Source organism: Streptomyces sp. NPDC085946 (assembly GCF_044540485.1).
In the GTDB taxonomy this organism is placed as follows: domain Bacteria; phylum Actinomycetota; class Actinomycetes; order Streptomycetales; family Streptomycetaceae; genus Streptomyces.
In genome coordinates, this window is record NZ_JBITSF010000026.1 from 38,920 (window position 1) to 64,826 (window position 25,907).

Sequence of the window (25,907 nt, forward strand, 5' to 3'; positions counted from 1 at the left end):
GGCCGGCACGGCGGAGGGCGTCAGCCGGGGAACCGTCCCGTGGAGCGCAGCCGCCAGCGCCGCTCCGCGTACGCGAGGTCGTCGCGCCACAGCCGCCCCGCGGCCGCCCGGACCAGGGGGCGCAGCGCCGGGGCCGCCCTGCGGGCCACGGCGAACCCGGTGCGGTCCGAGGCGGCCACCACGGCTTCGACGACCGCCGTGCGGGGCCGGCCCGCGGCGTCCGGCCCGAGGGGGGTGGCGTGCGTCTCCACGACGGACCCCTCGCCCTCCCCCTCGGTGATGCGCATGACGATCGTGCGCGGCTCGGGAGCGGTGAACTCGGCCCGGACCGGTACGACCAGTCGGCCGGCGACCTTGAAGGACACGTCGACGGTGAACGTGTCGTCGGCCGGGTCCCCGGAGGTGCCGGGGGTGCCGACCACGGTGAGGTCGACGAAGGAGTAGGGGTGGAACCAGGCCCCGTGCCAGGGGTCCAGGCGGTTGGCCAGGACGTCCTCGGGCTCGCAGGTCCCCACACCGACGTACACGGCCGACAGGGCGCGCGCGGGGTCCGGCCGGCGCGGTACGACCGGCGCGTCCAGGGGCGGTTCGCCGCCGGCCGCGTCGAGCCGTACCCACACCAGTACGCCGTCGTCGTGCGCCGGCAGCGGGTCCCACCCGGCGGACGAGGCGCCGTCCAGGGCGAGACCGTGCCAGTGGCACACCAGGGTGCCGCAGCGCACGGGGCTGTCGCCCAGGGGCGCCCCCAGGTGCGGGCAGACGCCGGGGCCGGCGACCGGCCGGCCGTCGGAGCCGCGCCAGACGACCAGCTCCCGTCCCGCCACGGTCCGCGCCAGCGGACGGTCGTCGCGGACGTCCCGGGACGCCGCCACGACGTACCAGTTGCCGGACGGGCGGGCCTGGGCCCGCTTCAGGGCCCCGGCGATCAGGGCGGGCTTGGCCTCGCGCCAGGTGGGACGCTGGCGCTCCCACGGCACCGGGCGCCTGCGCAGGGAGAGCGGCAGACGCGCGCGCCTGCCCGCGGGGCCGGGGGGAACGGGCTTCACACGACCTCCTCGTGGACGGGCCGGCGCGACGCGCCGGACGCGGGCCGCGCGCTGTCGGCCGGGGGGTGGGTGCCGGGCGCGGGGGGCGCCTCGGCCGAGGGCTGTGTCCCGGGCGCGGGCCGCGCTCCGTCCGGCGCGGCGGGCCGGGTGCCGTGCGCGGCGCGCAGCCGGGCGGCGACCACCCGGGCGAGCCCGTCGGCGGCCACCGCGGCACGGCGCGCCCGGGACACCACCGCGCGGCGGTGCAGCACCGCGTAACCCGTCCGGGCGACGGCGTCCAGGATGCCGCCGTACAGCACGAACGCGGTGCGGATGCAGGGGCGGGCCACCGGGTCGAGCATGGCGATCCCCGGCGCCGCCTCCCGGTACACGCCGCGCGTCAGCGCCTCGAACGCGCGCAGCGCGGCGGTGACACGGGGGTCGTGGCGTCCGGTGTCGCGGCACCACCGCAGCAGCTCCCGGTCGGCGCCGTGCGCGGCGAGCAGGTCCGCCGGCAGGTACACCCGGCCGCGGTCGAGGTCCTCGCCCACGTCCCGCAGGAAGTTGGTCAGCTGGAAGGCCACGCCCAGGGCGGCCGCGTGCGGTTCGGCCTCCTCGCGGGGCACGACCGTGCCGAGGACGGGCAGCATCTGCAGGCCGATCACCGCCGCGGAGCCGTGCATGTAGCGGCGCAGGTCGGCGTAGGAGGGGTAGTCCGTGACCACCAGGTCGGACCGCATCGCCGTCATGAAGTCGGCGAAGTGCCGGTGGTCGATGCCGTAGCGGCGCGCGGTGTCGGCGAGGGCCCGCACCACCGGTTCGCCGCCGTCGCCGTCCCGCAGGCCCTTCTCCATACCGTGCTGGAGCGCGGACAGCGCGGCGCCGCGCCGCTCGGCGCCGACGGTCGCGTCGAGCGAGTCCACGATGTCGTCGGCCCACCGCGCGAAGCCGTACAGGGCGTGCACGGCGGGCCTGCGCTCGACGGGCAGCAGCCGGGTGGCGAGGAAGTACGTCCGGCCGTGGCGGGCGTTGAGCTCGCGGCAGTGCCGGTAGGCCGCCCGCAGCCCGGGATCGGTGATCCCCGCGGCGTCCAGCTCACGGTCGGTCATGCGCGGGCCTCCTGCTGACGGGTGGACGGGGTGCGCGTGCGCGCCGGGGCGCGCCCCGCGCCCCCGGTGATCCGCGCCGCGGCCAATTTCCCCGACAGCAGCACGGTCGGCACGCCGACGCCGGGTGTGGTGCCGCAGCCGGCGAGGACCGCGTTGGCGGTGCCCCGGACCAGGTTGCGGGGGCGGAAGGGGCCCGTCTGGGCGAAGGTGTGGGCCGCCGAGAACGGGGTGCCCGCGGCAAGCCCCTGGGCGTGCCAGCTCGCGGGGGTGACCAGGCACTCCGCCTCGATCGCGCCCTCGATGCCGTCGAGGCCCCGCCGCTCCAGCTCCCGCAGGAGCTCGGCACGGTAGCGCGGACCGAGCTCGCTCCAGACGGTGGCGTGCGGCCCGATGTCGGTGTTCGGGCAGGGGGCGAGGATGTAGTGCAGGTGGCGGCCCGGGGGCGCGAGCGAGGGGTCGGTGGCCGTGGGCCGGGTGATGAGCAGGGAGGGGTCGCTCATCAGCCGCCCGGTGCGGGTGAGTTCGCGGAAGGTGGAGTGCCAGGCCGCACCGAAGGAGAGGGTGTGGTGGGCCAGTTCCGGCCAGGTGCGGTCCGTGCCCGCGTGCAGCACGACCGCGGAGGGCGCGTGCCGCAGCGCCAGCGGCCTGCGCGGCGGGCGGCCGAGCAGCACGTACGCGACGGGCAGATCGGGCGTCAGGACGACGGCGTCGCACGGGATCCGGTCCTGGTCGGTGACGACCGCGGTGATCCGGTCGCCCGTCCGCTCCAGGCGGGTCACCTCCTGCCCGAACCGCAGGTCGGCCCCGGCGTCCCCGGCGGCGTCCGCCATGGCCTGCGGCAGGGCGTGCATGCCGCCCTTCGGGAAGTACACGCCGGCGACGGTGTCCATGTAGGCGATGACGGCGTACGCGGCGAGCGCCCGGGCCGGCGGCACCCCCGCGTACAGCGCCTGGAAGGAGAAGACGCGGCGCAGCCGCTCGTCGCCCAGGAAGCGGCCGATGCGGGCGTCCAGCCGGTCGAACCCGCCGAGGGCGGCCAGGCGCGCGAGGTCGGGGGTCAGTAGGCCCAGGGGCGAGTCGAAGTTGGCGTCGATGAAACGGCGCATCTGAGCTCGGTACAGCCGTTCGAGCCAGGCGCGCAGCCGCAGGTAGCCGGCGGCCTCGCCGGCACCGGCGAAGCGCTCGACCTCCGCGGCCATCGCGTCGGCGTCGGTGTGCACGTCGAGCGTGCTGCCGTCGGCGAACCGGGCCCGGTAGGCCGGGTGCAGCTCGATCAGCTCGACGCGCTCGCGCAGGCTGTCCCCGACGGCCGCGAAGGGCTCGTCGGCGAGGTCGGGCATGGTCAGCACGGTGGGACCGGTGTCGATGCGGTAGCCGCCGAGGTCCATGCGTCCGGCGCGGCCGCCGGGGAGCGGGTCGCGTTCGACGACGGTGACGCGGCGGCCGGCGCCCAGCAGGTGCAGGGCGGCGGACAGCCCGGCGAGCCCGGCTCCCACGACCACGACGTGGTCGGTGCGTCCGGGCAGGGTACGGGTCATCGGCGGGTCTCCTCGGTGCCGGCGAGCAGGGACACGGGTACGGGGGCGGACGGGGGCACGGCGGGCCCCAGGGGGACCGGGGGCGGGGCGGACGGGGTGTCGGGGGCCCGGCCGGGGGCGGTGGTGGCGTCCCGGCCGGGGGCGGTCACGGCGTCCCGGCCGGGGGCCGTGGTGGCGTCGCGGCCGGCGCTGGTGGCGTCGTCGCCGGGGCCGGACGCGGCGGGGCCCGGGCCGCCGGCCACGGAGCCCAGCAGGCGGCGCAGCCGGTGGCCGCCCTCGGGGTCGAGCAGCGCGCCGTCGAGGTGGCGCAGCCCTTCGGCCACCAGCCGCTCGATCCTCGTCCGCACCGCGTCCCGGGCGCCGGTCCGCACCAGCACCTCCCGCACCTCGTCGAGACCGGCCCGCGACAGCGCGGCGCTGCCGAGCGAACGTTCCAGCACGGCCAGGGCGTCCCGGTCGCCGGCGGCCTCGGCACGGGCCCGGGCGAGGGCGACCAGGTACGTCGCCTTGCCCTCGCGGATGTCCCCGCCCGCGGGCTTCCCGGTCCGCCGGGAGTCGCCGAAGACGTCGTCGAGGTCGTCGCGGAGCTGGAAGGCCATGCCGACGCAGCGGCCCGCCGAGCACAGCGCCCGCAGGGTGGCCGCGTCCGCCCCGGCGAGGGCGGCGCCGAGCGCGAGGGGCCGTTCGACGGAGTAGAGGGCGCTCTTGAGGCAGGCGGCGCGAAGGGCCCGCGGCAGCGAGGAGGCCCCCGTGACCTGCCCCTGCACGTCCAGGTACTGGCCGGCCACCATCTCCGTGCGCAGGTCGCTCCAGATCCGCCGCACCACGGCCGCGACTTCGGGAGCGAGGACGGTCTCGGCCACCACGTCGTCCGCCCACGCGAGCGCGAGATCGCCCGCGAGGATGGCGGCGGCGTTCCCGAAACGCCCGGCACGCGACGCCCCGGCGACACCGGCCCCGAGGCCTTCGGCGTCAGCCCCGAGCCCCTCGGTGCCGCCCCCGACGCCCTCCGCGCCGGCGCCGGCCCCCTCGGCGTGCTCCGCCTCGCCCCGAGGGCCCCCCGCGCCCGCTCCGGCGTACTGCTCCGCCAACTCCACGTGCAGCGCGGCGCGGCCCCGTCGCAGGGCGGCGCCGTCCATCACGTCGTCGTGGACGAGCGCGCAGGTCTGCACGAGTTCGAGCGCGGCGCCGATCCGCAGGGCCGCCGCCACCGCCGCGTCGCCGTCGCCGCCGCAGGCGCGCAGCGCGCCCCAGAGGAGCCGTGCGCGCATGCGCCGGCCGCCCTGTTCGGTGAAGCGCGCGACCCGCCCGGCCAGGTCCTCGGCGAACAGCGGGTCCACGGCCCGCGCGCGGGCCGTGCGTTCGGCCAGCAGATGGCCGAGCACCCGGCCGACGGCGGCGGGCACGTCCTCGTCGACGGCGCGTGCGTCGCCGACGCCCGGCGGAAGAGGCGCCGTCCCCGTCACCGCCCACGCGTCGGGCGGTCCGGCCGCTGGGCCGTCCGGCCGCGCCCGTGCGGGCGATCCCGACAGCGGTACCAGGCGGGGGGCGGGCGGCGGTCCGCCCGTGTGGTGCTCCTTCGCCTGTGAGGGGCGCATCCCGATTCCTCTCGTCGTGATCGCAGAACGCTCCGTTACCCACGGCTTTCGGCACGTACCGTGGGCGCGGATGCGGCCCGGGCCGAAAAGCAGGCAACGGGCGGCCCGCGCGTGACATCCCTTCCACGCGCGGGCCGCACCGCACCGGCCGACACCCGTCGCACGTCCGAGTGACCTGCATCCGATCGGGCACACGGCCAGGAATGCTGACGGGGTGCGCCGGCCGTCGGCGGGGAGGAGGAAACCGTGGTGTTCGAGGCCCAGGTCGCCGTCATCGGCGCGGGAGCCGCCGGACTGTCCCTGGCCCACCGCCTGTCCACCCGCTCCGCCGGGAGCCGGGCGCCGTCGGTGGTCCTCGTGGACCCCCCGCCCGGCCCGCTGCGCCCGCCGTGCCGGACCTGGTGCTACTGGGAGGCGGGCCCCGGCCGCTACGACGCCGCGGTCACGGCGAGTTGGCGGCGCCTGCGCGTGCGCCCGCCCGCCGGCGCCCCCGTCGAGGACGACATCGCGCCGCTCCGCTACAAGATGATCCGGTCGGACGACTTCGAGGCGCTGGTCGGCCGGGACCTCGCGCGCTGTCCGGGCGTACGGCGGCTGGAAGCGACCGTGGAGACCGTGGAGGACGTGCGCGACGGGGCCCGGGTGCTGCTGCGCGACGCCGACGGGCGGCCGGGCGTCCTGCGGGCCCGCTGGGTGTTCGACTCCCGTCCGCTGGGCAGCCTGCCCGCCGCCCGCACCACCCTGTTGCAGCACTTCCACGGCTGGTACGTGCGCACCGCCCGGCCGGTCTTCGACCCCGGCACCGCGGAGCTCATGGACTTCCGCACCCCGCAGCCCGACCGGGGCCTGTCGTTCGGCTACGTCCTGCCCACCGGGCGCCGCGAGGCCCTGGTGGAGTACACCGAGTTCTCGCCCCGCGTGCTGACGCACGACGCGTACGAGGCGGCGGTCCGCCAGTACGCCGACGACGTGCTCCGGCTGGGCGAACTGGAGGTCCGCTCCACCGAGACGGGGGTGATCCCGATGACGGACGCCCCGCTGCCCCGGCAGGTCGGGGCCTCGGTCTTCCGCATCGGCGCCGCCGGCGGCGCGACCCGCCCGTCGACCGGCTACACCTTCGCCGGCCTGCAACGCCAGACGCAGGCCGTCGCCGCCGCCCTGCTGCGGGGCCGCCGGCCCGTGCCGCCCCCCGCCCACTCGGCGCGCGCCCGGGCCATGGACGCCGTCTTCCTGCGCGCCCTGGACAGCGGCCGGGCCGACGGCCCCGCGCTCTTCTCGCACCTGTTCGCCCGGGTGCCGATGAGGCGGCTGCTGCTCTTCCTGGACGGCGGGACCCGTCTGCACGAGGACCTCGCCGTCGGCCTGCGCACCCCGGTCGGGCCGATGCTCCGTTCGGCGGTCGAGCTCCCCAGCCTGCCGCGCCGCCCCTTCGACGACCCGTGACCCGCCGGACGCCCGACGCCCCGCCCCCGGGGCGCCACCCCGGGAAGCGCCGCCCCACACCCCTGTTCCAGGAGACCGGATGACCCTGTTGCGCGACGAAGACCTCGCCGCCGCGTTCGATCACGCCGCCCGCAGCTACGACTCCCTGGTGGCCGCCAATCCGGGCTACCACGCCCATCTGCGCCGCTCGGTGCGCCGACTGGGCCTGCCCCGCCGCGGTGTCGGGCTGCGGGTGCTCGACCTGGGGTGCGGCACCGGTGCCTCCACCGCCGCGCTCGCCGCCGTCCTGCCGGGTGCGCGGATCACCGCCGTCGACGCCTCCGCCGGCATGCTGGAACGCGCCGCCGCCAAACCCTGGCCGGACGGGGTGACATTCGCGCACGCCCCGGCGGAACGGCTCGCGGAGGCCGGGGTGGAGGGGCCGTTCGACGCGGTGTTCGCCGCCTACCTCTTCCGCAACGTGTCCGACCCCGACGCCGTCCTGGCCTCGGCGCACCGGCTGCTGGCGCCCGGCGGCCGGCTCGGCGTGCACGAGTACACCCTCGGCGGCCGCCGCGCCGACCGGCTGGTGTGGACCCTGGTCTGCCGGGGCATCGTGCAGCCCGCGGCGACGGTGCTGGGCGACGGGGAGCTGTACCGCCATCTGTGGCGCAGCGTCGTGGAGTTCGACACCGCCGACCGGTTCGCCGACCGCGTCCGCGCGGCCGGCTTCGACCGTGTCCGCGCCCTGCCCCTGCCGGGCTGGCAGACCGGCATCACCCACACCTTCGTCGCCGCCCGCGGCGACCGCGCGCCCCGGGAAGCAGACCGCTCCGGCCGGAACGGGGTGCCCTTCGAAGCGGACCGCTCCGGCTGGGACGGAGTGCTCTTCGAAGCCGGCCGCTCCGGCCGGAACCGCGCACCCCGGGAAGCCGCCCGCGCCGACCGGAACCGGGAGCCCTCCGAAGCCGGCCGCTCCGGCCAGGACCGCGTCCCCTTCGCCGCCCGCCCCGCCGACCGCACCCGGGAGACCGGCCGATGACCCCGCCCCGCCGGCCGGACGGCGCCCGCCGCGGCCGCGACCGCCGCGCCCGCCTGCTGCCGCCGCCGCCCGGAGCGGCGCGGATCGACGGCCCCCGCCCCACGACCGCCGTGGTCGGCGGCGGCATCGCCGGCCTGGCGGCCGCCACCGCGCTCGCCGAACGCGGGGTGGCCGTGACCCTGTACGAGCGCCTGCCCCACCTGGGCGGGCGCGTCGGCGGCTGGCCGGTCGAACTCGCCGACGGCACCGCGGCGACCATGAGCCGCGGCTTCCACGCCTTCTTCCGGCAGTACTACAACCTGCGGGGGCTGCTGCGCCGCACCGATCCCCGCCTGGAGCGGCTGACCGCCCTGCCGGACTACCCGCTGCGGCACAGCAGCGGCCTGCACGACAGCTTCCGGCACGTGCCGCGGACCCCGCCGTGGAGCGCCCTCGGCTTCGCCGCGCTCAGCCCTTCCTTCCGCCTGAAGGACCTGCGGCGCGTGAACCCGGTCGCGGCCCTGCCGTTGCTCGACGTCCGCGTCCCCGAGGTGTACGCCCGCCTCGACCGGGTCAGCGCGTACGACTTCCTGGAGGCGGTCCGTTTCCCGCCCAGGGCGCGCCACTTGGCGTTCGAGGTGTTCTCCCGCAGCTTCTTCGCCGATCCGCGGCAGCTGTCGGCGGCCGAGATGGTGCTGATGTTCCACATCTACTTCCTCGGGTCCGCGGAGGGGCTGCTGTTCGACGTGCCCCGCGAGCCGTTCCCGGCGGCCCTGTGGGAGCCCCTGGCCGGATACCTGGCGGGCCACGGCGCCGACCTGCGCACCGCCACGGCCGTCGAGGCGGTCACGCCCACGGGGGACGGCGGCTACGAGGTGGCCACCGCCGACGGCGAGCACCGCCACGACACCGTCGTGCTCGCCCTGGACACCCCCGGCCTGCGGTCCCTGGTCGCCCGCTCCGGCGCGCTCGGCGACGCCGCGTGGCGCGAGCGGATCGCCCGCCTGCGCAGCGCCCCGCCGTTCCTGGTCACCCGGCTGTGGCTGGACCGGCCCGTCGCCCGCGACCGGCCGGGGTTCCTCGGCACGAGCGGGTACGGCACGCTCGACAACGTCAGCGTGCTGGAACGCTGGGAGGGCGAGGCGGCCCGGTGGGCGGCCCGCACCGGCGGGTCCGTCGTCGAACTGCACGCCTACGCGGTGCCGCCGGGGGCCCCCCGCGAGGTCGAGCAGAAGCGGCTGGTGGACCAGTTGCACCGGATCTGGCCGGAGACCCGGGCCGCCGCGGTCGTCGACGCCCGCCACGAGTGGCGGGCGGACTGCCCGCTGTTCCCGGTGGGCGGCCACGCCGGCCGGCCCACCGTGCGCACCCCGGACCCCGGCCTGGTGATGGCCGGCGACCTGGTGCGCACCGACCTGCCGGTGGCGCTGATGGAACGCGCGGCGACGACCGGCTTCCAGGCCGCCAACGCCCTGCTGGAGCGCTGGGGCGTGCGGGGCCAGACCCTCTGGACGGTGCCCGACCGCGGACGCGGCCCCGTCCTGCGGGGACTGGCCAAGTGGGGGACGGCGCGCGGCGACTGACGACGTGTCGGATACCGGGCGGGGTGGCTCCGCACCCGGCCCGGTCCGTCCCGCCGCGCCCCGGCGAACCGGCCCCGCGCGTGCACCGGGGCCGCCGCGTGCCCTTCGGGACGCGCGCTCACCGCCCTTCCGCCGGCCTCCTCAGCACCTCGACGACGCTCGCGAAGCTGTCGGAGCCGTGCCCCGCGTCCCGGGCGCGTTCCATCGCGGCCTTCAGCAGCTCCGGCAGGGCGTTGTCGACGCCGCGTGCCGCGGCCGCGTGCAGGAGGTGGTCGACGGCGGCGATCTGCACGTCGACGGTGGCGTCGGCGCCGGGGTACCGGCCGGCGTCCACCTGGGGCGCGTACGTGGTCATGAAGCCCGTCACCGCGGCCAGCCAGCGGACCGCGACGGGCGTGAAGTCCGTGGCGGGTGTCTTCTCGGCGCCGACCAGGGCCGTGCCGTGCAGCCAGCCGGTCAGGGTGGACCACATCAGGCCGAGCAGCGCGGCGTCGTACAGGGACGCCAGACCCGGGTCGGTGCCCAGGTGCACGGGGTCCCCGAGGGCCGCCAGGGTCGGACGGCGGGCCTCGAAGACGGTGGCGGAGCCGCTGTACAGCACCATCGTCTCCGGACTGCCGACGCCGGGCGGCGTGGTCATGATCGCGCCGTCCAGGTACTCGGCGCCGTGGCCGCGGGCCCACGCGACGGCCTCCCGGGCCTGCTCCGGGGACCCGGAGGTGAGGTTGACCAGGGTCCTGCCCGCCAGGGCGTCGGCGACGGGGTCGAGAACGGCGTGCAGAGCCGTGTGGTCCAGGACGCAGGCGATGGTGAGGGGGGAGGCGGCGAGCGCCTCCCGGGGCGTCGCGGCCTGGCGGGCGCCCCGCTCGACCAGGGGCCGGGCCTTGTCCGCGGACCGGTTCCACACGGTGGTCGGGTGTCCCCGGTCCAGCAGGGCGGCGGCCAGCGCCGAACCCATCGCGCCGAGCCCGACGACGGTGACGGCCTGCTGTTCTGTGCTCATGCCACAACTCCTGGGATCGGTGAGCGACGTGACGGATCATCACGTCGGGACCACGGTCGCAGCGGGCGGTGCGCGGAGACAGTGGCAGCAGTGCCGGGGTCCACCAAATTTCTGCCATAGGCTTGGGGTCATGAGTGCCGGTACCGTCGCCGTGGTCGTCACCGAGGAGATCGGGGTCCCGTCCTGGGACCTGTACGAACTGAGCATCCCCTGCACCGTCTTCGGCAAGCCGCAGCCCGACCTGGCCGACCCCTGGTACAGCCTGCGGCTGTGCGGCACGGGAGCGGGGGAGCAGGGCGGCGCGGCGGCCGGCGCGGGGCTCACCCTGCGCACCCCGTACGGACTCGACGGCCTCGACGGCGCCGACACCGTCGTCGTGCCCTCCGTGCCCGACGCCTGCGTCGAGGAGGGCAGGCCCCTGCCCCGGGAGCTGACCGACGCCCTGCGCCGCGCCCACGCCGCGGGGGCCCGCGTGGTCTCCCTGTGCACCGGCGCCTTCGCCCTCGCCGAGGCGGGGCTGCTCGACGGGCGCCGCGCCACCGCCCACTGGATGCACACCGCCCGACTGGCCGAGCGCTACCCGAAGGTGGAGGTCGACCCGTCCGTCCTCTACGTGGACGACGGCGACGTCCTCACCAGCGCCGGGCTGACCGCCGGCCTGGACCTGTGCCTGCACCTGGTCCGCCGGGACCTCGGCGCGCACGTCGCCAACCAGCTGGCCCGGCGGATGGTGGTGCCCGCCCACCGGCCGGGCGGGCAGGCGCAGTTCATCGAGATGTCCGTACCGGCGACGGACGACCGGGGGATCGCGCCCGTCCTCGGGTGGGCCCGCGAGCACCTGGACCAGCCGCTGACGGTCGCCCGGCTCGCCCGGCGGGCCGGGATGAGCCCGCGCACGTTCTACCGCAGGCTCCAGGCGGCCACCGGCATGACCCCGCTCCAGTGGCTCCTCGACCAACGGGTGGGACGGGCCCGGGTCCTGCTGGAGTCGACGGACCTCCCGGTCGAGCGGATCGGCGAGTTGAGCGGCCTGGGCACGGCGAACAACCTCCGCCACCACTTCCTGAAGCACCTGGGCGTGTCGCCCGGCCAGTACCGGCGGGCCTTCCCCCGGGCCGCCCCCGCCCCGCCTCCCCGTACCTGACGCCCGGACGGGCGGCCCGCGCCGCCTCGCCCGACGCCGACTCCCGCCTCCCCCGAGCAACCCGGAGGTCCTCCAGCCCCTCCTCTGCACCGAGGGGCGTCCGCGCGGCGCGGAGGTTCCCGCCCCGGGAAGTCGGAGGAGTGAGGCGTTGATACGTGCCCGGAGCATAGGGGCCGCCGCCGTGGCGGTGCTGGCCGTGGTGGGGGTGGCGCCCGGCGCGGCCCAGGCCCGGCCGCAACCGCCCGCGGCCGGTCCGGCCGCCGCGAACGGCGAACTGCCGCCCGGCTGGCGGCTCACCGGCGACGGCGACGTACTGGAGTGGCGCGCGCCGCGGCGGATCCCGCCCGGTGACGCCCGGGTGGAGTTCCACGGCGACGGCGGGCTGGTCGGTGTGCCGACGCCCGGCAAGGACGGCCGGACCTTCCGCCTGCCGCTGGACGCCGCGGAGATGGACCCGCTCGGCGACCCGGCGGACCTCCAGGTGCGGTCGGCGGGCCGCCGGCTGGACACGGCGGCCGGGGCCGGCGAGCACGCCCGGCGGCCCGCCGCGCAGCTGCCGCCCCGGCTCCCCGCGGGCGCCGTCGACCCGGGCCGGCCGGGCCGCTTCGCCACGGTCACCGGTGAGTACGCGCTCGACCCCGTCCGGCTGCCGGGCCTCGCCGCCCCGGTCGAGATGCGCGGCGTGGTCGTCGCGCCGAAGGGAGCCCCCGGCAGGCGCCCCGTCGCCCTGTTCCTGCACGGGCGCCACGTGACCTGCTACGTGCCCGGCCGGGGCGAGGAGGCCGTCACCATCGACTGGCCCTGCGCCGCCGGCGCCCGGCCCGTCCCCAGCCACCGCGGATACCTGCGCGACCAGAAGCTGCTCGCCTCCCAGGGCTACGTGACCGTCTCCGTCTCCGCCAACGGGATCAACGGCCAGGACGCGGCGGTCGAGGACGCCGGCGCCCAGGCCCGCTCCTCGCTCGTCCGGGCGCACCTGGCCCGCTGGGCGGACTGGGCCGCGCAGCCGTCCGCCGCGCCGCCGGCCGTCCGCAAGGCTCCGCGGACCGACCTGTCCCGCGTCCTGCTCGTCGGCCACTCCCGTGGCGGCGAAGGCGTCAACAGGGCGGCCATGGACAGCCTCTACCCCCCGCCGGCCGACCAGGACGGACAGCCGGGACGGGCCCGCTGGACCATCCGCGGCACCGTCCTCATCGGCCCCACCGTCTTCGGCCACAACCCGGTCCCCGACGTGCCGTCGCTGACGATCCTGCCGGGCTGCGACGGCGACGTCTCCGACCTCCAGGGCCAGGTGTACGTCGACGGCACCCGCGGTGTCAGCCGGGGCAGTGCCCTGCACGGCGCGGTGTACATGACGGGCGCCAACCACAACTTCTTCAACAGCGAGTGGACGCCCGGCCAGGCCGCCGCGCCCGCCCAGGACGACTTCTCGACCGACCCCGACGACCCGGACCCGGTGTGCTCGCCGGGCCGCGCCACCCGGCTCACCGCGGACCAGCAGCACCGCGCCGGCGCCACCTACATCGCCGCCGCCGCGCGGCTGTTCGTCGCCGGTGACGACCGGGTCCGCGAACTGGTCGACGGCACCGGCCGCCGCGCCCCCTCCGCCGACCCCGCCCGTGTGCTGACGCACGCGGTCGGCGCGGGGCGGGGCGCCGGGTTCCTGCCCGACGGGAAGGTGAAGGTGACCGGCGGCCGGCTCTGCTCCGCCGTCGACCCCGACCCGCGCGTCGCCTGCCTCGACCAGGACACGCCTGGCGCGTCCCCGCACTTCGCGTACTGGTGGCCGCAGCGCGAGACCGGCCGCCGCGCGGTCGCGCTGACCTGGTCCGCCCCCGGCACCGCGACCCGGGTACACCCCGACCGGCCCGTGTCCCTGCGGGACGCCCCGGACCTGGCGCTGCGCGTCATCGTGCCGCCCGGCAGCCGCGGCACCCGGTTCGACGTCTCCGTGACCGACGCCGACGGGCGGCGCGCCGTCCTCGGCCGGGTGGGGGCCGACGGACTCCCGGGCAGCCAACGCACCGCCTCCTACTGGGCGCAGGAACTCCGCGTCCCGCTGAAGGCCGCCGTCCGCGCCGGTCTCGACCTGCGCCGGATCGCCTCCCTCGACCTGACGCCGCGCTCGCGCACGGGCCGCGCCTGGCTGATGGACGCCTACGCCTGGCGCGCGGGCACCCCCGCCGTGCAGGCCGCGCCCCTCACCCGGGTCGACGTCGGCCGTCTGAAGGTGCGGGAGGGCGACTCGGGCGAGCGCACCTACCAGGTGCCCGTGCGGCTGTCCGGCCAGGGCACCGGGACCGTGCGGCTGTACGTCGTCGACCCGGCCACCGGGGAGACCGAGGACCGGCTCGTCACGGTCCGGGCCGGCGGCCCCGGCATCGACCTGCCGGTGAAGGTGACGGGCAACAAGCGGTACGCCTGGGACCTCTCCCACGAGGTGCTGGTGAAGGCGGTCCGCGGCACGGTCGTCGGCGCGTACGCCGGCGGCGTCACCGTGACCGACGACGACCCGCGGCCCACGCTGCGCGTGACACCGGTCGCCGACGAGGTGACCGAGGGCCGGCCGCTGCGCTGGAAGGCCGAACTGTCCGAGCCGGCCGACGTACCCCTGGTGGCCGCGCTGGTGGCGGTACCGGTCGGCGGCCGTCCCGAGCTGTCCACGAAGGACGTCGACCCGCAGTGGCTGCGGGACCTCTACGGCGAGGTGCCGGACGGGGAGGTGCCGCTCTCCGGGCTGGACCACTTCGGACTGTGGGTCCCGGTCCCGGCCGGCGAGCAGAGCGTGGAGGTGACGGTGCCGACGGTCCGCGACCGGACCGTGGAACCCGCGGAGCACGTCGGCCTGCAGCCCACCGACGACGAGGGCGCACCGCAGGGTCCGGCCGTGACGGGCCGGGTGCTCGACGCCCCGTCACCGGACTGATCGCGCCGCCCCCCGGCGGGCGCGAGGATCCGATCGGTCCTGACCGCGCTCGCGCTCCTCGTCGCTCCCGGCGCCGTCGTGATGGGCGGCGCCGGGGAGGCGTTCGCCGTCACCAGGACCGGTCACGCCCCCGCGACCTCGATGTTCCGGGAGGCGGGGACCACCCGGTCGTCCTCGGGCGGCTGCTCGGACCGCTCCGACCCGACGCGCACGTCCTTCGAGCGGCTCGACCTCGCCACCGCCCGGGGCGCCCGGACCCTGAAGCGGGCCGGCGGGTGCGCGCCGGACATCACGGGCGGCGCGGAGACCGGCCACGCCTCCGGCAGGTACGCGCACGGGAACGGCTACAGGCTCGGCCACGGCAAGTACACCTGCCTGGGGAACCACATCAAGAACACCTTCACCTGCATCGGCCCGCGCGGTGACGGTGCCCCGCGGTGGCGGTCCGGCTCGGGCGGCGCCCACGCCGACGAGGGCAACCACGGGGACGTCCCGTACTACGACCGCGGCGGCTGCTGACCCGCCCGCCGCACGCGGCACCCCCTCCCGGACGGTCGTCCGGAAGGGGGTGCCGCCGGCCGGTCCGGCCGGACGCGAAGGGCCGTGAGGGTCAGGTGCGCAGGCTGCGGGCGGGCAGCAGGACCTGTGCGGCGGCCTTGCGGGTCTCCTCGTCGGCGACGAAGGAGACCAGGGTCCCGGGATCGCCGGGTTCGGCGTCGGGCCAGGGGCGGGTGGTCATCAGCAGGTAGGCGAAGCCGCGTGCGGCGACCGTCTCCAGCCAGCCCGCGGGCGGGACGAACTGGGTGGTGAACCGCGGCATGGTGAGCATGGCGGAGCCGGGGACGACGAGCAGGCTCATCGCCGTGCCGGGCCGCCGGGTGCCGTCGACGATGTCCCCGCCCACGGCGAGTCCGGCGCTGCGCAGCAGCTGCCCGACCGCGGCGGAGGAGCCGGCGGGACCGCCGGCGCCGTTCCCGAGACAGCAGGCGAGCAGGCAGGGGACGTCTCCCTGGGGGTTCTCGCGGAGCCAGGACATCAGCAGGAAGGTGCCGAGGTCGGCGGTGCTGAAGGGCTGCGTTCCGGCGGGGGCGGTGGGCGCTGAGGTCACCGCGGCACCGTACCGGCGGGCCGGGCGGCCCGCGGCCCGCCGTCACCCGACCGGCCGACGGGCACCCCGGATCCGCACCCGGACGAGTGACGTCAGGGTGTCGCCGGCCGGGTACCGGGAGGGGTGCGCGGCGGACCGGACGGGTGCGCGGCGCCGCGGTGGGATACCCGTCCGCCAGGGCGCGGTCCCGTACAGGAGACTGTGCGGGGTCACGGCATCCGGCCGCTCGCCGACAGGGTGTCGGCAGGCTCCGACCAGGGAAGGACCACCTCATGATCATCTTCGGTACCAAGGGGTACCTGTACCAGCTCGCGATACTCACGCTGGTCTGCGGCCGGTGCGGCAACCCCTCCGCGCACACGCTCAGGAAGCGCGTCACGAAGTTCACGCTGTTCTTCGTGCCGCTCTTCCCCTTCTCGACCTCGTACATGACGCAGTGCACCTTCTGCGGCGCGGAGCAGAAGCTGACCAGGGAACAGGCGGAGCAGCTGCAGGCCCAGGCCGCGGGCGGCGAGGGCGGCGCGCCGTTCGGGCAGCCGCACCGGCAGCCGTACCAGTCGTGAGCGGAGCCGCCCGCGCGCAGGGGCGCGGTCCGCGGGCGGTCCCGGACTGACCGCGGCACCCCCGCACACCCCGGACAGGTCACGCCGTTTCGACGCGTCGGCCGGGGAAACCCGCCGACCGTGCGAAATCGACCGCTGCGACGCCGAAGGGGACCCATGAAGAGGATGCTGTGGGGTCTTCCGGTCCTCGCCGCCGGGATCGCGGTGGCGCGGAAGGCCCGGCCGGCCGGGCGCGCCACCCACCCGGCGGACGACCGGTGGCTCACGGTGACGGTCAACCTCCCGCCCAAGGAGGTCCGCCCCGACGGGGCCCTGCCCGAACCCCTGGACCGGTACGCCGACCGGATCGACGTCGAGGTCCGCCCGGCACCGGGGGAGCGCGGCACCGAGCTCGCGGTCCGGCTCAAGGAGCCGCCGTCCGCGGCCGAGGCCTCCCTGCCCGGCCGTCTCGCCGGCCAGGACCCGCGCCAGGAGATCCGCCGGGCGCTGCGCGACGCCAAGGCCATCCTGGAGGCCGGGGAGGTGCTGCACCCCGACACCCCCGCCACGACCCGCCCGACACCGGGCGGCAAGGTCATCGGGCTGCTCGGCCGCAGGTCCGGTGGGGAGGGAGTGCTGTGAAGGCACTGTGCTGGGAAGGCGTGAACAAGCTGTCCGTCGAGAACGTCCCGGACCCGGAACTGCACAACGACCAGGACATCATCGTGCGGCTCCTGGCGGGCACGACGTGCGGCTCCGACCTCCATCTGATCGGCGGCTACATCCCCGCGATGCGGGCCGGTGACGTCATCGGCCACGAGTTCGTCGGGGAGGTCGTGGAGACCGGGCCCGGGGTGCGCCGGCACAAGGTCGGCGACCGGGTCGTCGTCTGCTCCTTCGTCGGCTGCGGCCGGTGCTGGTACTGCGCCAACGACCTGTGGTCCCTGTGCGACAACACCAACACCAACCCCGGCATCGGCCAGGCGCTCTTCGGCTACGAGACGTCCGGCATCTTCGGCTACTCCCACGCCATGGGCGGCCTGCGCGGCAGCCACGCCGAGTACGTCCGGGTCCCCTTCGCCGACTACGGCGCCTTCCCCGTCCCCGAAGGCGTCGACGACGTCAGCGCCCTGTTCGTCTCCGACTCCGTGCCCACCGGGTGGATGGGCGCCGACCTCGGGGGCGTCCGGCCCGGCGACGTGGTCGCCGTCTGGGGAGCGGGCGCCGTGGGCCAGATGGCGGCCCGGGCGGCGGTGCTGCTCGGCGCCGAGCGGGTCATCTCCATCGACCGGCTCCCCGAACGGCTGGCCATGGCCGAGCGGTACGCCGGCGCGGAGCCGCTCGACTACACCGCCACGGACGTCGCCGCCGAACTGCGCGAGCGCACCGGCGGCCGGGGCCCCGACGTGTGCATCGAGGCGGTCGGCATGGAGGCGCACAGCGACGGCCCGATGCACCTGTACGACCAGGCCAAGCAGCAGCTGCGGCTCCAGACCGACCGGCCGACCGCCGTGCGCCAGGCCATCCACGCCTGCCGCAAGGCGGGCAGCGTCTTCATCCTGGGCGTCTTCGCGGGCGCCGTCGACAAGTTCCCGCTCGGCGCCGTGATCAACAAGGGCCTGACCGTGCGCGGCGCGCAGATGCACGGCCAGCGCTACATCCCGATGCTGCTGGAGCGGCTGGCGGCCGGCGAGCTGCACACCGCCCACCTGGCGACCCACACCGTCCCCCTGGACGAGGCGCCGAAGGCGTACGACATGTTCAAGCACAAGACGGACGGCTGCGTGCGCGCCGTCATCCGCCCGCGGCCGTGACGGCTCTCGCGGCGCCCCGCCGTCGGGCGCGCGGGTGTGACGGCGGGACGGTCCTCGGCCATCGGCCGCACGGACAGGGCCGCGTTGCGGTCCTGTGCCGCTCGGAGCGCGTGGGGACCACGCTGTCGCGGTACTCCGGGGCCGGAAGGGCGCGGACGGCGGCGCCGCGGTATTCCGCGGCGGGAAGGGCGTGGGCAGCATGACGGCACTGCGGCATCGCACCGCCGCCACGGGCGCGGACACCGGGCCGGAGCGGTCCGCGCCCGTGGCGGCGGCGGCCTACCGGGTGGCCCGGCGGCTGGCCGGCCGCCGGGCGGCACCGGCGCTGCACCCCCACGGGGTGCTGTGCACCGGACGCCTGGACGTGCACGGCACCGCCGACGGGTCGTGGAACGTGCCCTGGCTGGACCGGCCGGGCTCCTACCGGGTGACCGCGCGGTGGTCGCGGGCGCTCGGCCTGCCCGGGAACGTGCCGGACGGCCTGGGCCTCGCGCTGCGCGTCGAGGACGCCGGCGGCTCCGGCGCGCCCCTGGACCTGCTGCTCACCTCCAGCGGCGCCGGCCGGCTCGGCCGCCACCTGCCGCTGCCGCGGCACCGGGCGCTGTCCGGTCCGTACTCCACCCTCGTGTCGTACCGGACGGGCGACCGCGTGCGGGTGCTGGCGGCCTTCCCCGAGCGGGGCCCGCACGACGCGGTGGACGTCGCCCTGCCCGCCCTGCGGCAGGCGCTGCTGCGGGCACCCGTCCGCTTCGACCTGCGGGCGGCCGCCGCCGGCGAACCCTGGCGCTCCTTCGCGGCCCTCACCCTCCAGGAGCCCGCCCCCGCCCCGGAGCACGGCACCGTCTCCTACGACCCGTACGCCCACCGGCTGCCCGGCCTGCGCCCCACCGAGTGGCTGCGGCGGCTGCGCGAGGCCGCCTACAGCGGGTCCCGCCACGGACGAGGCGGACCGCCGTGAACGGGTCCCGGCCCCCGGCGGTCCACGGCGTGAGGAGGTCTGCTCGGTGACGTGCGAGGATGGTGCGATGACCATCCTGCGCAGGAACAACGTCCGCGTGACAGGGAAGGTCGGCGGCCGCGCGGTGGTGCTCGCGCACGGGTTCGGCTGCGATCAGAACCTGTGGCGCCTCGTCGTTCCCGCGCTGGCCGAGCACTTCCGCGTCGTGCTGTTCGACTACGTCGGGTCGGGCCGCTCGGACCTCGCGGCCTGGCAGGAGGAGCGCTACGCCACCCTGGACGGCTACGCCCGGGACGCGGTGGAGGTGTGCGAGGAGCTGGACCTGCGGGACGCCGTGTTCGTCGGCCACTCCGTCAGCGCCATGGTCGGGGTGCTGGCCGCCGCGGCGGCCCCGGACCGCCTGCGGTCCCTGGTGATGGTGTGCCCCTCGCCCCGGTACATCGACGAGGGGGACTACCGCGGCGGCTTCAGCGCCGACGACATCGACGAGCTGCTGGAGTCGCTGGAGGCCAACTACCTCGGCTGGTCCGGAGCCATGGCCCCGGTCATCATGGGCAACCCGGACCGGCCCGAGCTGAGCGAGGAGCTCACCAACAGCTTCTGCGCCACCGACCCGCGGATCGCGCGCGTCTTCGCCCGCACCACGTTCCTCTCCGACAACCGCCGCGACCTGAAGTCCGTGGCCGTGCCCACCCTGATCCTGGAGAGCGAACACGACGCCATCGCGCCCCGCGAGGTCGGCGCCTACGTGCACGCGGCCATCCCCGGAAGCCGCCTGGTCACCCTCGCCGCCACCGGGCACTGCCCCCAGCTCAGCGCCCCGGAGGCCACCGCCGAGGCCGTCATCGCCTTCGTGGGGGACCTCCCGTGACGGACGATCCGGGCCCCGGTCCCGAACGGCACGACGAGGAGCGCCCGTTCATCGACGCGAAGTTCTCCGCGCTGCTGGAGGACAGCGCGGAGGAGCTCTACGAGTCCGCGCCGTGCGGGTACCTGTCCACGCTGATGGACGGCACCATAGCCAAGATCAACAAGACGCTGCTGGACTGGCTCGGCCTCACCCGCGAGGAGGTCGTGGGCCGCCGGCGCTTCAGCGACCTGCTCACCGTGGGCGGCCGGCTCTACCACGAGACGCACTTCGCGCCCCTCCTGGGCATGCAGGGCCAGGTCGGCGGCATCGCCCTGGAGATGAGGACCGCGGACGGATCCCGGCTCCCCGTGCTCATCACGTCGACGGTGAAGACGGGGGAGGACGGCCGGCCCCTGCTCATCCGCACGACCGTCTTCGACGCCACCGACCGGCGCGCCTACGAGGCCGAGCTGCTGCGCGCCCGCCGCGCCGCCGAGGAGGCCCGCCACCAGGCCGAGGCCGACCGCGAGCAGCTGCGCGAGGCGCTGACCGTCCTCCAGCAGAGCCTGCTCCCGGCCAGCCTGCCCGAGGTGCCCGGCATGGAGGCCGCCTCCTCGTACCACACGGCCTCGACCATGCAGCTGGGCGGCGACTTCTACGACCTGTTCCCCCTCGGCGACGAGCGCTATGCCTTCTTCCTCGGGGACGTCTGCGGCAAGGGCCCGCAGGCCGCCGCGGTGACGTCCCTGGTGCGCTACACCCTGCGGGCCGCCGCCCTGCACGACCCGGAACCCGCGGCCGCGCTCGCCCGGCTCAACACCGCGCTGCTGGACCGGTACCGGGACGGGGACCCGCGGTACTGCACCGTCCTCCTCGGCGTCCTGGAACCGCGGGGCGGAACGGTCGACGTCCGGCTCGCCGCGGGCGGGCACCCCCCGGCCCTGCTGCTGCGCGCCGACGGCCGGGCCGACTACCTGCCGACCCCCGGCGGCATGCTGGTGGGAGCGCTGCCCGGGGCGTCGTTCACCACGGTCCGCACCACGCTGCACCCCGGCGACACCCTGCTGCTGTACACCGACGGCCTCACCGAGGCGCGCACCGGGATCAAGCGCGAGCTGTACGGCTACGACGCGCTGCGCGCCTTCGCCGCCGAGCTGGCCCCCGCCGGACCCCGCACGGTGATCGACGCCTTCGCCCGGCTGCTCAAGAGCTTCGGCGACGGGCTGGACGACGACACGGCGCTGCTCGCCATCGGCCGCCCGCGCGGACCGCACGCCGCCTCGTGACGGCCCGCCGGCCGGTGCCGCTCGGCGGGCCCGGCGCCGGCCCCGGCCTTCGCCGGTCGGCGGACAGCGGACAGCGGACCTGGTCACCGTCACGTTCTCACCGGTCAGTAGACAGCGGACCTGATCACCGTCACGCTCCTACCGGTCGGCGGGCGGCGGTCGGCGGGCGGCGGACCTGACCGTCGTCCGGCCCTCGCCGCTCGGCGGGCCCGGACCCGGTTCCCACCCGTCAGTGGACGGCGGACTTGATCACCGCCAGGTCCTCGCCGGTCAGTTCCGCGATGCGGTGCGCGGGGACCCCGGCGGCCAGCGCGCGGGCGAGCAGCGCGTCCCGGCCGTCGGCGCAGGACCGGTAGGCCAGCAGTTCCTCCTCCAGCCGGGCCACGGGCGGCGCGGCGGTCTCGTGCCGCACCCGGCTCAGCTCCTCGGCGCTGAGCGGGACGGGCAGGCGCTGCGCGTCCTCGGGGATGGCGGCGGTCTCCTCGGGCGGGACGACGTACAGCTGCGGGGACGTCGCGGCGACCCCCTGTGCGTCGAGCCACGCCCGCACCGCCGGTGTCTCCAGGCAGGCCGGTTCCCCCACGGCCGCCAGGGGCACCCCGAGGGAGGTGTCCGTGCCGTCCAGCAGGACCAGGTACGCGTCGTCGGTCATCGTCGGTTCTTCCTCACGGCAGAAGCGGTCACGTCGCTGATGGCAACCCTCGTACCCCGCGTCGGCGGTCGTCCCACCGGGAAAAGCGGTGGCGGTCCGGTGGGCGGGAGCACTACGGTCGGCCGCGATGACGACCCACTCCGTTTCCAGATGGGGGGTCCCGTCCGCGCAAGGTGAGTGCTGATGGCCGCTCACCCCGCGAACGGGGATCCCCGCCTCTCCCTCTGGCGGCGCGTGCGCGAGTTCGCCGTGCCGCCGTCCATGATCGAGACCGCGACCGCCCGCCGCCACGCCGGCGACTGGGCGGGGGCCTGTGCCGCCGCGGGCATCGACGTCGACCTCCACCCGCGTTCCCTGGCCCGCACGCACGGCCGCGACCTCGCCGCCCGGGTCCGCGACGATCTGCGCCACCTGGCGCCCGACCTGCTGCGCTGGCACCTGCCGAGGATCGCCCCCGACGGGCTGCTGCGCCCCGGGCTGACGCTCACGCTGGCCCGGTACGACACCGACGGCCCGCACGGCGCGGGGCCGGTGCACCTCGTGGTGCGTACCCCGCCGGCCTGGGCGGACGGCGGCCAGCGCTTCGGCCTGGCGCTGTGGGACGGCACCCGCCCCACGGACGGCGCCGGCCACCATCCGCATCCCCGCCCCGACCGGCGGTTCCGGCTCGACCTGCACCGCCACCTGTGGGACGCGCGCCGGACCGGGGAGCTGCGGGCCCGGTCGGGTGCCGACCTGCCGCCGGCCGGACACGGACCGGACGCCGAGGGACCGCCGGCCGGACATCGGCCGGACACCGGCCGGACGCCGGCCGCACACCACGGCTGCCCCGTCGGGGCGGGGCCCGAGGGGCGGCACCGGGCCGTGGAGCGGTGGGCGGACGAGGCGGCCCTGCTGCTGCGCGCCGAGGGGCGGCCCGCCGGCGGCGTCACCGTGCGGCTCGGGGCCCGGCGGTGGCTGGTCGTGGACCCGGCCGCGGACCGGGGCGCCCCGCGGATCACGGCGGCGCCGGCGGCCGGCGGCGTCCGCGCGCTGCCCGTCCTGCCTGACGCGGCGACCTGGGTACCGCCCGACCTCGCGCTGCTCCGCGCCGGACTCGTCGAGCCCGGCCGGCTGCACCCGCTGGTCGCCTCGGCCCTGGTGCCGGGCGTCCCGGCGGCCGGACCGTCCCGGGCGCCGCTCGGGCCGGGGCGTCCGTGGCTCGTGGAGTGCCGGGGCGCCCGGCACCGTGTCGGCCTGGTCGACGGTGTCCTGGTCGCCCTGGACCACGATCCGGCGGAGCTCCGGCGGGAGGAGCTGCTGGTCGCGCTGACCGGCACCCCGCTGCCGTGCCTCCGGTTCATCGACCGGGCGCACCGCCGGCCGGACTGCCTGGCCGACATCCGCGAACGCCTCGGCCACGGCGACACCGCCGGCGCGCTGGCCGCCGTCGAGGGCCTGCTCGGCCCCGGCGCGGTGCCGCGCGACGGCGCGCTGCGGGACGCGCTGGAGGCCGCCGCGCAACGGCGGATCGCCTACGGCCTGTACCGGGCGGGCCTCGGCGGAGCCCTCCCCGGTTCCGGTCCCGGCCCCCTGCCCGGGCCTCCTCCCAGGCTCGGGGACGTGCTGTACCCCGGCCCGGGCGGCCACCGCCCGGACCGTCGCCGCTCCCGCCGCGACCGCCCGCGCCGTACGACCACCCGCTGACCGGCCCGGCCCCTCCACGCTCCCGGACGTCCCGCCCTTCCCCGGGCACCGGCGCCCGGCCCACCCACGGCTTCCCGAAGGTGATCACCCATGCACACGTCCACCCCGTCCACCGTCACCGACACGCCCGGCGCCTCCCGGCTGGACGTCGCCGACGACCTGCTGGCCCTGCTGCGCGACACCACCACCGAACCCCGCCCCGACATCCAGCTGGAGGCCCTGACCCTGGCCGTCTCCGCCGACCTGCCCGTCCTGCTGTGGGGCGAGCCGGGCATCGGCAAGACCGCGGCCCTCACCCACCTCGCCGCGACCCTGGACCTGCCGCTGACCACCGTCATCGCCAGCGTCCACGAGCCGTCCGACTTCTCGGGCCTGCCCGTCGTCGGCGACGATCCCGCGGAACAGGGGGTGCCCATGGCCCCGCCGGACTGGGCGGTCCGCCTGGTCCGGGCCGGCAAGGGGCTGCTGTTCCTCGACGAGCTGTCCACCGCGCCGCCGGCCGTGCAGGCCGCGCTGCTCCGCCTCGTCCTCGAGCGGCGCGTCGGCGCCCTGCGGCTGCCGCCCGGCGTCCGCATCGTCGCGGCCGCCAATCCGCGCGCCTCGGCGGCCGACGGCTGGGAGCTGAGCCCGCCGCTGGCCAACCGCTTCGTCCACCTCCGGTGGACCCACGACCACGAGGTGGTGGTGCGCGGCCTCGGCGGGGTCTGGCCCCGGGCCACCCTGCCGCGGCTCGACCCGCACGGCCTGCCGGAGGCGGTGCGCTTCGCCCGCCGCGCGGTGTGCGGGCTGCTCACCGCCCGCCCCGGGCTCGTGCACCGGCTGCCCACCGGCGAGACCCGCCGGGGCGGCCCGTGGCCCTCGCCCCGCAGCTGGGAGATGACCCTGCGTCTGGTCGCCTTCGCGACCGCGGCCGGATCCGCCCGGGACGTGCTGTCCCTGCTGGTCAGGGGCACCGTCGGGGACGGTCCCGGACTGGAGCTGCTGGCGGGCCTGGACCGGATGGACCTCCCCGACCCCGAGGACCTGCTCGCCGATCCGGCGGGTGCCGTCCTGCCCGAGCGGGGCGACCTGCGCCAGGCCGTCCTCGACGGTGTGGTGGACGCCGTCCGCAGGCGTCCGGAGCGGTCCCGCTGGGACGCGGCGTGGGCGCTGCTGGTCCGGGCGGTGGAGACCGGCGCCCCGGACGTCGTGGTCGTCCCCGCGACCACCCTGGCGTCCCTGCGCCGTGAGGACTGGGACGTCCCGGCGTCGATCGAGCGGCTCGCCGGAGTGGTCTCCCTGTCCCGGCGCGCCGACCGGGTGGCGGCCCGCTCCGCGTCCGCGGCGGGCCGATGAGCACGGGTGCCGGAACGGGCGTGGGCACGGCGGGCGCCCTGGACCTCGACAAGCTCCTCGCCGCCCGCCTGCACGCCGCCCGGGCCCGGCCGTACCTGGCGACGGCGCTGTTCGCCCTGCACGTCGTGGCGTCGCGGCGGGTGCCGACGATGGGCGTCGACCGGCACTGGCGGTGCTACGTCTCCCCGGTGTTCGTGGACCGCACGCCCGTGGAGGAGCTGGCCGGCGTCTGGGTGCACGAGGTGTCGCACCTGCTGCGCGACCACCACGGACGCAGCGACCGGGTGGCGCGGGAACGCGGGCTGACCGGCCCGGCGGAGCGGCTGCGGATGAACATCGCCGCCGACTGCGAGATCAACGACGACGCGTTCGGCGACGGGCTGGTCCGGCCCCGGGACGCCGTCGTCCCGACGGCGCTGGGGCTGCCCGAGGACAGGCCGATGGAGGACTACCTGAGCCGGTTCCGGCTCGGGCCGCACACCGCGCACCTGGCCTGGCTGGACTGCGGCAGCGGCGCCGACGGGCTCGAACGGCCGTGGGACCTGGGCCCGGACGGCGCCCACGGACTGAGCGAGCAGGAACGCGACGCGGTCCGGTTCCGGGTGGCACAGGGCATCACCGCCCGGCCGGGCGGCACGCCGCGGGGCTGGCGGCGGTGGGCCGAGGAGGTCTTCCACCCGCCGCAGCCCTGGCGGGAGCTGCTGGGCGCGGCCGTGCGCTCGGCGGCGTCCGCCTCCGGCGCGGGCGAGGACTACACGTACGGCAGGCCCGCGCGCCGCTCGGCGGCCGTGCCCGGCGCCGTGCTGCCGAGCCTGCGGCGCCGGCCGCCCCGGGTGTGCGTGGTCGTCGACACCTCCGGCTCCGTCGGCGACGCCGAGCTGGGCAGCGCGCTCCTGGAGGTCGCCGCGATCTCGCGGGCCGTGGGCGGCCGCCGCGACCTGGTCGGCGTGCTGTCGTGCGACGCGGCGGCGGGCACCGTCCACCCGCTGTGCCGGGCGGAGGGCATCCCGCTCGTGGGCGGCGGGGGCACGGACCTGCGCGCGGGCTTCGCCCGGGCCCTGCGGGCCCGGCCCCGGCCCGACGTCGTCGTGGTCCTGACCGACGGGCAGACCCCCTGGCCGGCCACCCGGCCGCCGTGCCGGACGGTGATCGGCCTGTTCCCCCGGCCGCGGGCCGCCCGGCCCTGGGAGGAGGACGACCACGTGCCGGACACGCCGCCCGACTGGGCCCGGGTCGTGCACCTCGGCACGTGATTACGGCGTCAGATCTTGAGATCGCAGCGGAATCGATCGTAGGGTCTGCTCATT

21 protein-coding genes and 1 pseudogene are annotated in these 25,907 nt (G+C 77.0%); 15 read left to right on the forward strand and 7 right to left on the reverse strand.

Features of this window, described 5'->3' with window-relative positions:
* Window positions 1-20: 20 nt before the first annotated feature.
* Genes ACIF8T_RS34115 through ACIF8T_RS34130 form a run of 4 tightly spaced genes read right to left on the reverse strand, consistent with a single transcriptional unit; the run spans window position 21 to window position 5,270 of the window.
* Entirely contained in the window at window positions 21-1,046 is a 1,026-nt protein-coding gene (locus tag ACIF8T_RS34115) for a DUF5914 domain-containing protein (RefSeq protein ID WP_400040538.1), read from the reverse strand.
* The gene (locus tag ACIF8T_RS34120; RefSeq protein WP_400040540.1) at window positions 1,043-2,134 is read right to left on the reverse strand and encodes a phytoene/squalene synthase family protein; all 1,092 of its coding nucleotides are present in this window, start codon (window positions 2,132-2,134) and stop codon (window positions 1,043-1,045) included. Before ACIF8T_RS34120 ends, ACIF8T_RS34115 begins: the two co-directional genes overlap by 4 nt.
* Window positions 2,131-3,672 (reverse strand): phytoene desaturase family protein, encoded by a 1,542-nt coding sequence (gene crtI / locus ACIF8T_RS34125; RefSeq protein WP_400040541.1) that lies wholly within the window; start codon window positions 3,670-3,672, stop codon window positions 2,131-2,133. The genes ACIF8T_RS34120 and crtI overlap by 4 nt, the downstream gene beginning before the upstream one ends.
* Entirely contained in the window at window positions 3,669-5,270 is a 1,602-nt protein-coding gene (locus ACIF8T_RS34130) for a polyprenyl synthetase family protein (RefSeq protein WP_400040543.1), read from the reverse strand. The genes crtI and ACIF8T_RS34130 overlap by 4 nt, the downstream gene beginning before the upstream one ends.
* 249 nt (window positions 5,271-5,519) lie before the next feature.
* On the opposite strand from ACIF8T_RS34130, the gene ACIF8T_RS34135 reads away from it, so the two are divergent.
* The 3 genes and pseudogenes from ACIF8T_RS34135 to ACIF8T_RS34145 all read left to right on the forward strand — a co-directional run bounded on the left by ACIF8T_RS34135 (window position 5,520) and on the right by ACIF8T_RS34145 (window position 9,296).
* Window positions 5,520-6,713 (forward strand): lycopene cyclase family protein, encoded by a 1,194-nt coding sequence (locus ACIF8T_RS34135; protein WP_400040598.1) that lies wholly within the window; start codon window positions 5,520-5,522, stop codon window positions 6,711-6,713.
* 79 nt (window positions 6,714-6,792) lie between these two features.
* Window positions 6,793-7,494 (forward strand): annotated as a pseudogene (locus ACIF8T_RS34140) (class I SAM-dependent methyltransferase); the annotation flags it as partial.
* Window positions 7,495-7,730: 236 nt separating this feature from the next.
* The gene (locus ACIF8T_RS34145; protein WP_400040544.1) at window positions 7,731-9,296 is read left to right on the forward strand and encodes an FAD-dependent oxidoreductase; all 1,566 of its coding nucleotides are present in this window, start codon (window positions 7,731-7,733) and stop codon (window positions 9,294-9,296) included.
* 118 nt (window positions 9,297-9,414) lie between these two features.
* On the opposite strand, the gene ACIF8T_RS34150 is transcribed toward ACIF8T_RS34145, so the two are convergent.
* Entirely contained in the window at window positions 9,415-10,299 is an 885-nt protein-coding gene (locus ACIF8T_RS34150; RefSeq protein WP_400040545.1) for an NAD(P)-dependent oxidoreductase, read from the reverse strand.
* Between the two features lie 130 nt (window positions 10,300-10,429).
* Here ACIF8T_RS34150 and ACIF8T_RS34155 point away from each other — a divergent pair, with 130 nt between their 5' ends.
* The 3 genes from ACIF8T_RS34155 (at window position 10,430) to ACIF8T_RS34165 (ending at window position 14,888) form a co-directional block, all read left to right on the forward strand.
* The gene (locus ACIF8T_RS34155) at window positions 10,430-11,443 is read left to right on the forward strand and encodes a GlxA family transcriptional regulator (RefSeq protein WP_400040547.1); all 1,014 of its coding nucleotides are present in this window, start codon (window positions 10,430-10,432) and stop codon (window positions 11,441-11,443) included.
* Between the two features lie 148 nt (window positions 11,444-11,591).
* Window positions 11,592-14,369, forward strand: coding sequence for an alpha/beta hydrolase family protein (locus tag ACIF8T_RS34160; RefSeq protein WP_400040549.1), 2,778 nt, complete (start codon window positions 11,592-11,594; stop codon window positions 14,367-14,369).
* 81 nt (window positions 14,370-14,450) lie between these two features.
* Window positions 14,451-14,888 (forward strand): hypothetical protein, encoded by a 438-nt coding sequence (locus ACIF8T_RS34165; protein WP_400040551.1) that lies wholly within the window; start codon window positions 14,451-14,453, stop codon window positions 14,886-14,888.
* A 91-nt stretch (window positions 14,889-14,979) separates the two neighbouring features.
* On the opposite strand, the gene ACIF8T_RS34170 is transcribed toward ACIF8T_RS34165, so the two are convergent.
* On the reverse strand, window positions 14,980-15,477 hold the full coding sequence (locus ACIF8T_RS34170; protein ID WP_400040552.1) for a DUF5949 family protein: 498 nt from the start codon (window positions 15,475-15,477) through the stop codon (window positions 14,980-14,982).
* 272 nt (window positions 15,478-15,749) lie between these two features.
* Between ACIF8T_RS34170 and ACIF8T_RS34175 the strand changes: the two genes are divergently transcribed.
* The 6 genes from ACIF8T_RS34175 (at window position 15,750) to ACIF8T_RS34200 (ending at window position 20,927) form a co-directional block, all read left to right on the forward strand.
* Window positions 15,750-16,040, forward strand: coding sequence for a zinc-ribbon domain-containing protein (locus ACIF8T_RS34175; RefSeq protein ID WP_400040554.1), 291 nt, complete (start codon window positions 15,750-15,752; stop codon window positions 16,038-16,040).
* Window positions 16,041-16,196: 156 nt separating this feature from the next.
* Window positions 16,197-16,661 (forward strand): hypothetical protein, encoded by a 465-nt coding sequence (locus ACIF8T_RS34180; protein ID WP_400040556.1) that lies wholly within the window; start codon window positions 16,197-16,199, stop codon window positions 16,659-16,661.
* Window positions 16,658-17,833: a zinc-dependent alcohol dehydrogenase gene (locus ACIF8T_RS34185; RefSeq protein ID WP_400040558.1), complete on the forward strand. Its 1,176-nt coding sequence runs from the start codon at window positions 16,658-16,660 to the stop codon at window positions 17,831-17,833. The genes ACIF8T_RS34180 and ACIF8T_RS34185 overlap by 4 nt, the downstream gene beginning before the upstream one ends.
* A gap of 199 nt (window positions 17,834-18,032) precedes the next feature.
* Window positions 18,033-18,791 (forward strand): phosphodiesterase, encoded by a 759-nt coding sequence (locus tag ACIF8T_RS34190; protein WP_400040560.1) that lies wholly within the window; start codon window positions 18,033-18,035, stop codon window positions 18,789-18,791.
* A gap of 67 nt (window positions 18,792-18,858) precedes the next feature.
* Complete coding sequence (locus ACIF8T_RS34195) at window positions 18,859-19,662, forward strand: alpha/beta fold hydrolase (protein ID WP_400040562.1); 804 nt, start codon at window positions 18,859-18,861, stop codon at window positions 19,660-19,662.
* On the forward strand, window positions 19,659-20,927 hold the full coding sequence (locus ACIF8T_RS34200) for a PP2C family protein-serine/threonine phosphatase (protein WP_400040564.1): 1,269 nt from the start codon (window positions 19,659-19,661) through the stop codon (window positions 20,925-20,927). Before ACIF8T_RS34195 ends, ACIF8T_RS34200 begins: the two co-directional genes overlap by 4 nt.
* Before the next feature lie 229 nt (window positions 20,928-21,156).
* On the opposite strand, the gene ACIF8T_RS34205 is transcribed toward ACIF8T_RS34200, so the two are convergent.
* A complete protein-coding gene (locus ACIF8T_RS34205) occupies window positions 21,157-21,579 on the reverse strand; it encodes a DUF6003 family protein (RefSeq protein ID WP_400040566.1) in 423 nt (140 codons plus the stop codon).
* 183 nt (window positions 21,580-21,762) lie between these two features.
* Between ACIF8T_RS34205 and ACIF8T_RS34210 the strand changes: the two genes are divergently transcribed.
* The 3 genes from ACIF8T_RS34210 (at window position 21,763) to ACIF8T_RS34220 (ending at window position 25,853) form a co-directional block, all read left to right on the forward strand.
* Window positions 21,763-23,265: a hypothetical protein gene (locus tag ACIF8T_RS34210; protein WP_400040568.1), complete on the forward strand. Its 1,503-nt coding sequence runs from the start codon at window positions 21,763-21,765 to the stop codon at window positions 23,263-23,265.
* Window positions 23,266-23,355: 90 nt separating this feature from the next.
* Window positions 23,356-24,600 carry an AAA family ATPase gene (locus ACIF8T_RS34215; protein ID WP_400040570.1) on the forward strand — a complete coding sequence of 415 codons (1,245 nt, stop codon included), beginning with the start codon at window positions 23,356-23,358 and terminating at the stop codon, window positions 24,598-24,600.
* The gene (locus tag ACIF8T_RS34220) at window positions 24,597-25,853 is read left to right on the forward strand and encodes a VWA-like domain-containing protein (protein WP_400040571.1); all 1,257 of its coding nucleotides are present in this window, start codon (window positions 24,597-24,599) and stop codon (window positions 25,851-25,853) included. The genes ACIF8T_RS34215 and ACIF8T_RS34220 overlap by 4 nt, the downstream gene beginning before the upstream one ends.
* Window positions 25,854-25,907: the final 54 nt, after the last annotated feature.

Coding starts and splice junctions, on each gene's coding strand:
- ACIF8T_RS34120 (WP_400040540.1), bottom strand. CDS start 2,134: ATGACCGACCGTGAGCTGGACGCCGCGGGGATCACCGATCCCGGGCTG.
- crtI (WP_400040541.1), bottom strand. CDS start 3,672: ATGACCCGTACCCTGCCCGGACGCACCGACCACGTCGTGGTCGTGGGA.
- ACIF8T_RS34130 (WP_400040543.1), bottom strand. CDS start 5,270: ATGCGCCCCTCACAGGCGAAGGAGCACCACACGGGCGGACCGCCGCCC.
- ACIF8T_RS34145 (WP_400040544.1), top strand. CDS start 7,731: ATGACCCCGCCCCGCCGGCCGGACGGCGCCCGCCGCGGCCGCGACCGC.
- ACIF8T_RS34150 (WP_400040545.1), bottom strand. CDS start 10,299: ATGAGCACAGAACAGCAGGCCGTCACCGTCGTCGGGCTCGGCGCGATG.
- ACIF8T_RS34155 (WP_400040547.1), top strand. CDS start 10,430: ATGAGTGCCGGTACCGTCGCCGTGGTCGTCACCGAGGAGATCGGGGTC.
- ACIF8T_RS34165 (WP_400040551.1), top strand. CDS start 14,451: ATGGGCGGCGCCGGGGAGGCGTTCGCCGTCACCAGGACCGGTCACGCC.
- ACIF8T_RS34175 (WP_400040554.1), top strand. CDS start 15,750: ATGATCATCTTCGGTACCAAGGGGTACCTGTACCAGCTCGCGATACTC.
- ACIF8T_RS34180 (WP_400040556.1), top strand. CDS start 16,197: ATGAAGAGGATGCTGTGGGGTCTTCCGGTCCTCGCCGCCGGGATCGCG.
- ACIF8T_RS34190 (WP_400040560.1), top strand. CDS start 18,033: ATGACGGCACTGCGGCATCGCACCGCCGCCACGGGCGCGGACACCGGG.
- ACIF8T_RS34195 (WP_400040562.1), top strand. CDS start 18,859: ATGACCATCCTGCGCAGGAACAACGTCCGCGTGACAGGGAAGGTCGGC.
- ACIF8T_RS34205 (WP_400040566.1), bottom strand. CDS start 21,579: ATGACCGACGACGCGTACCTGGTCCTGCTGGACGGCACGGACACCTCC.
- ACIF8T_RS34210 (WP_400040568.1), top strand. CDS start 21,763: ATGGCCGCTCACCCCGCGAACGGGGATCCCCGCCTCTCCCTCTGGCGG.
- ACIF8T_RS34215 (WP_400040570.1), top strand. CDS start 23,356: ATGCACACGTCCACCCCGTCCACCGTCACCGACACGCCCGGCGCCTCC.
- ACIF8T_RS34220 (WP_400040571.1), top strand. CDS start 24,597: ATGAGCACGGGTGCCGGAACGGGCGTGGGCACGGCGGGCGCCCTGGAC.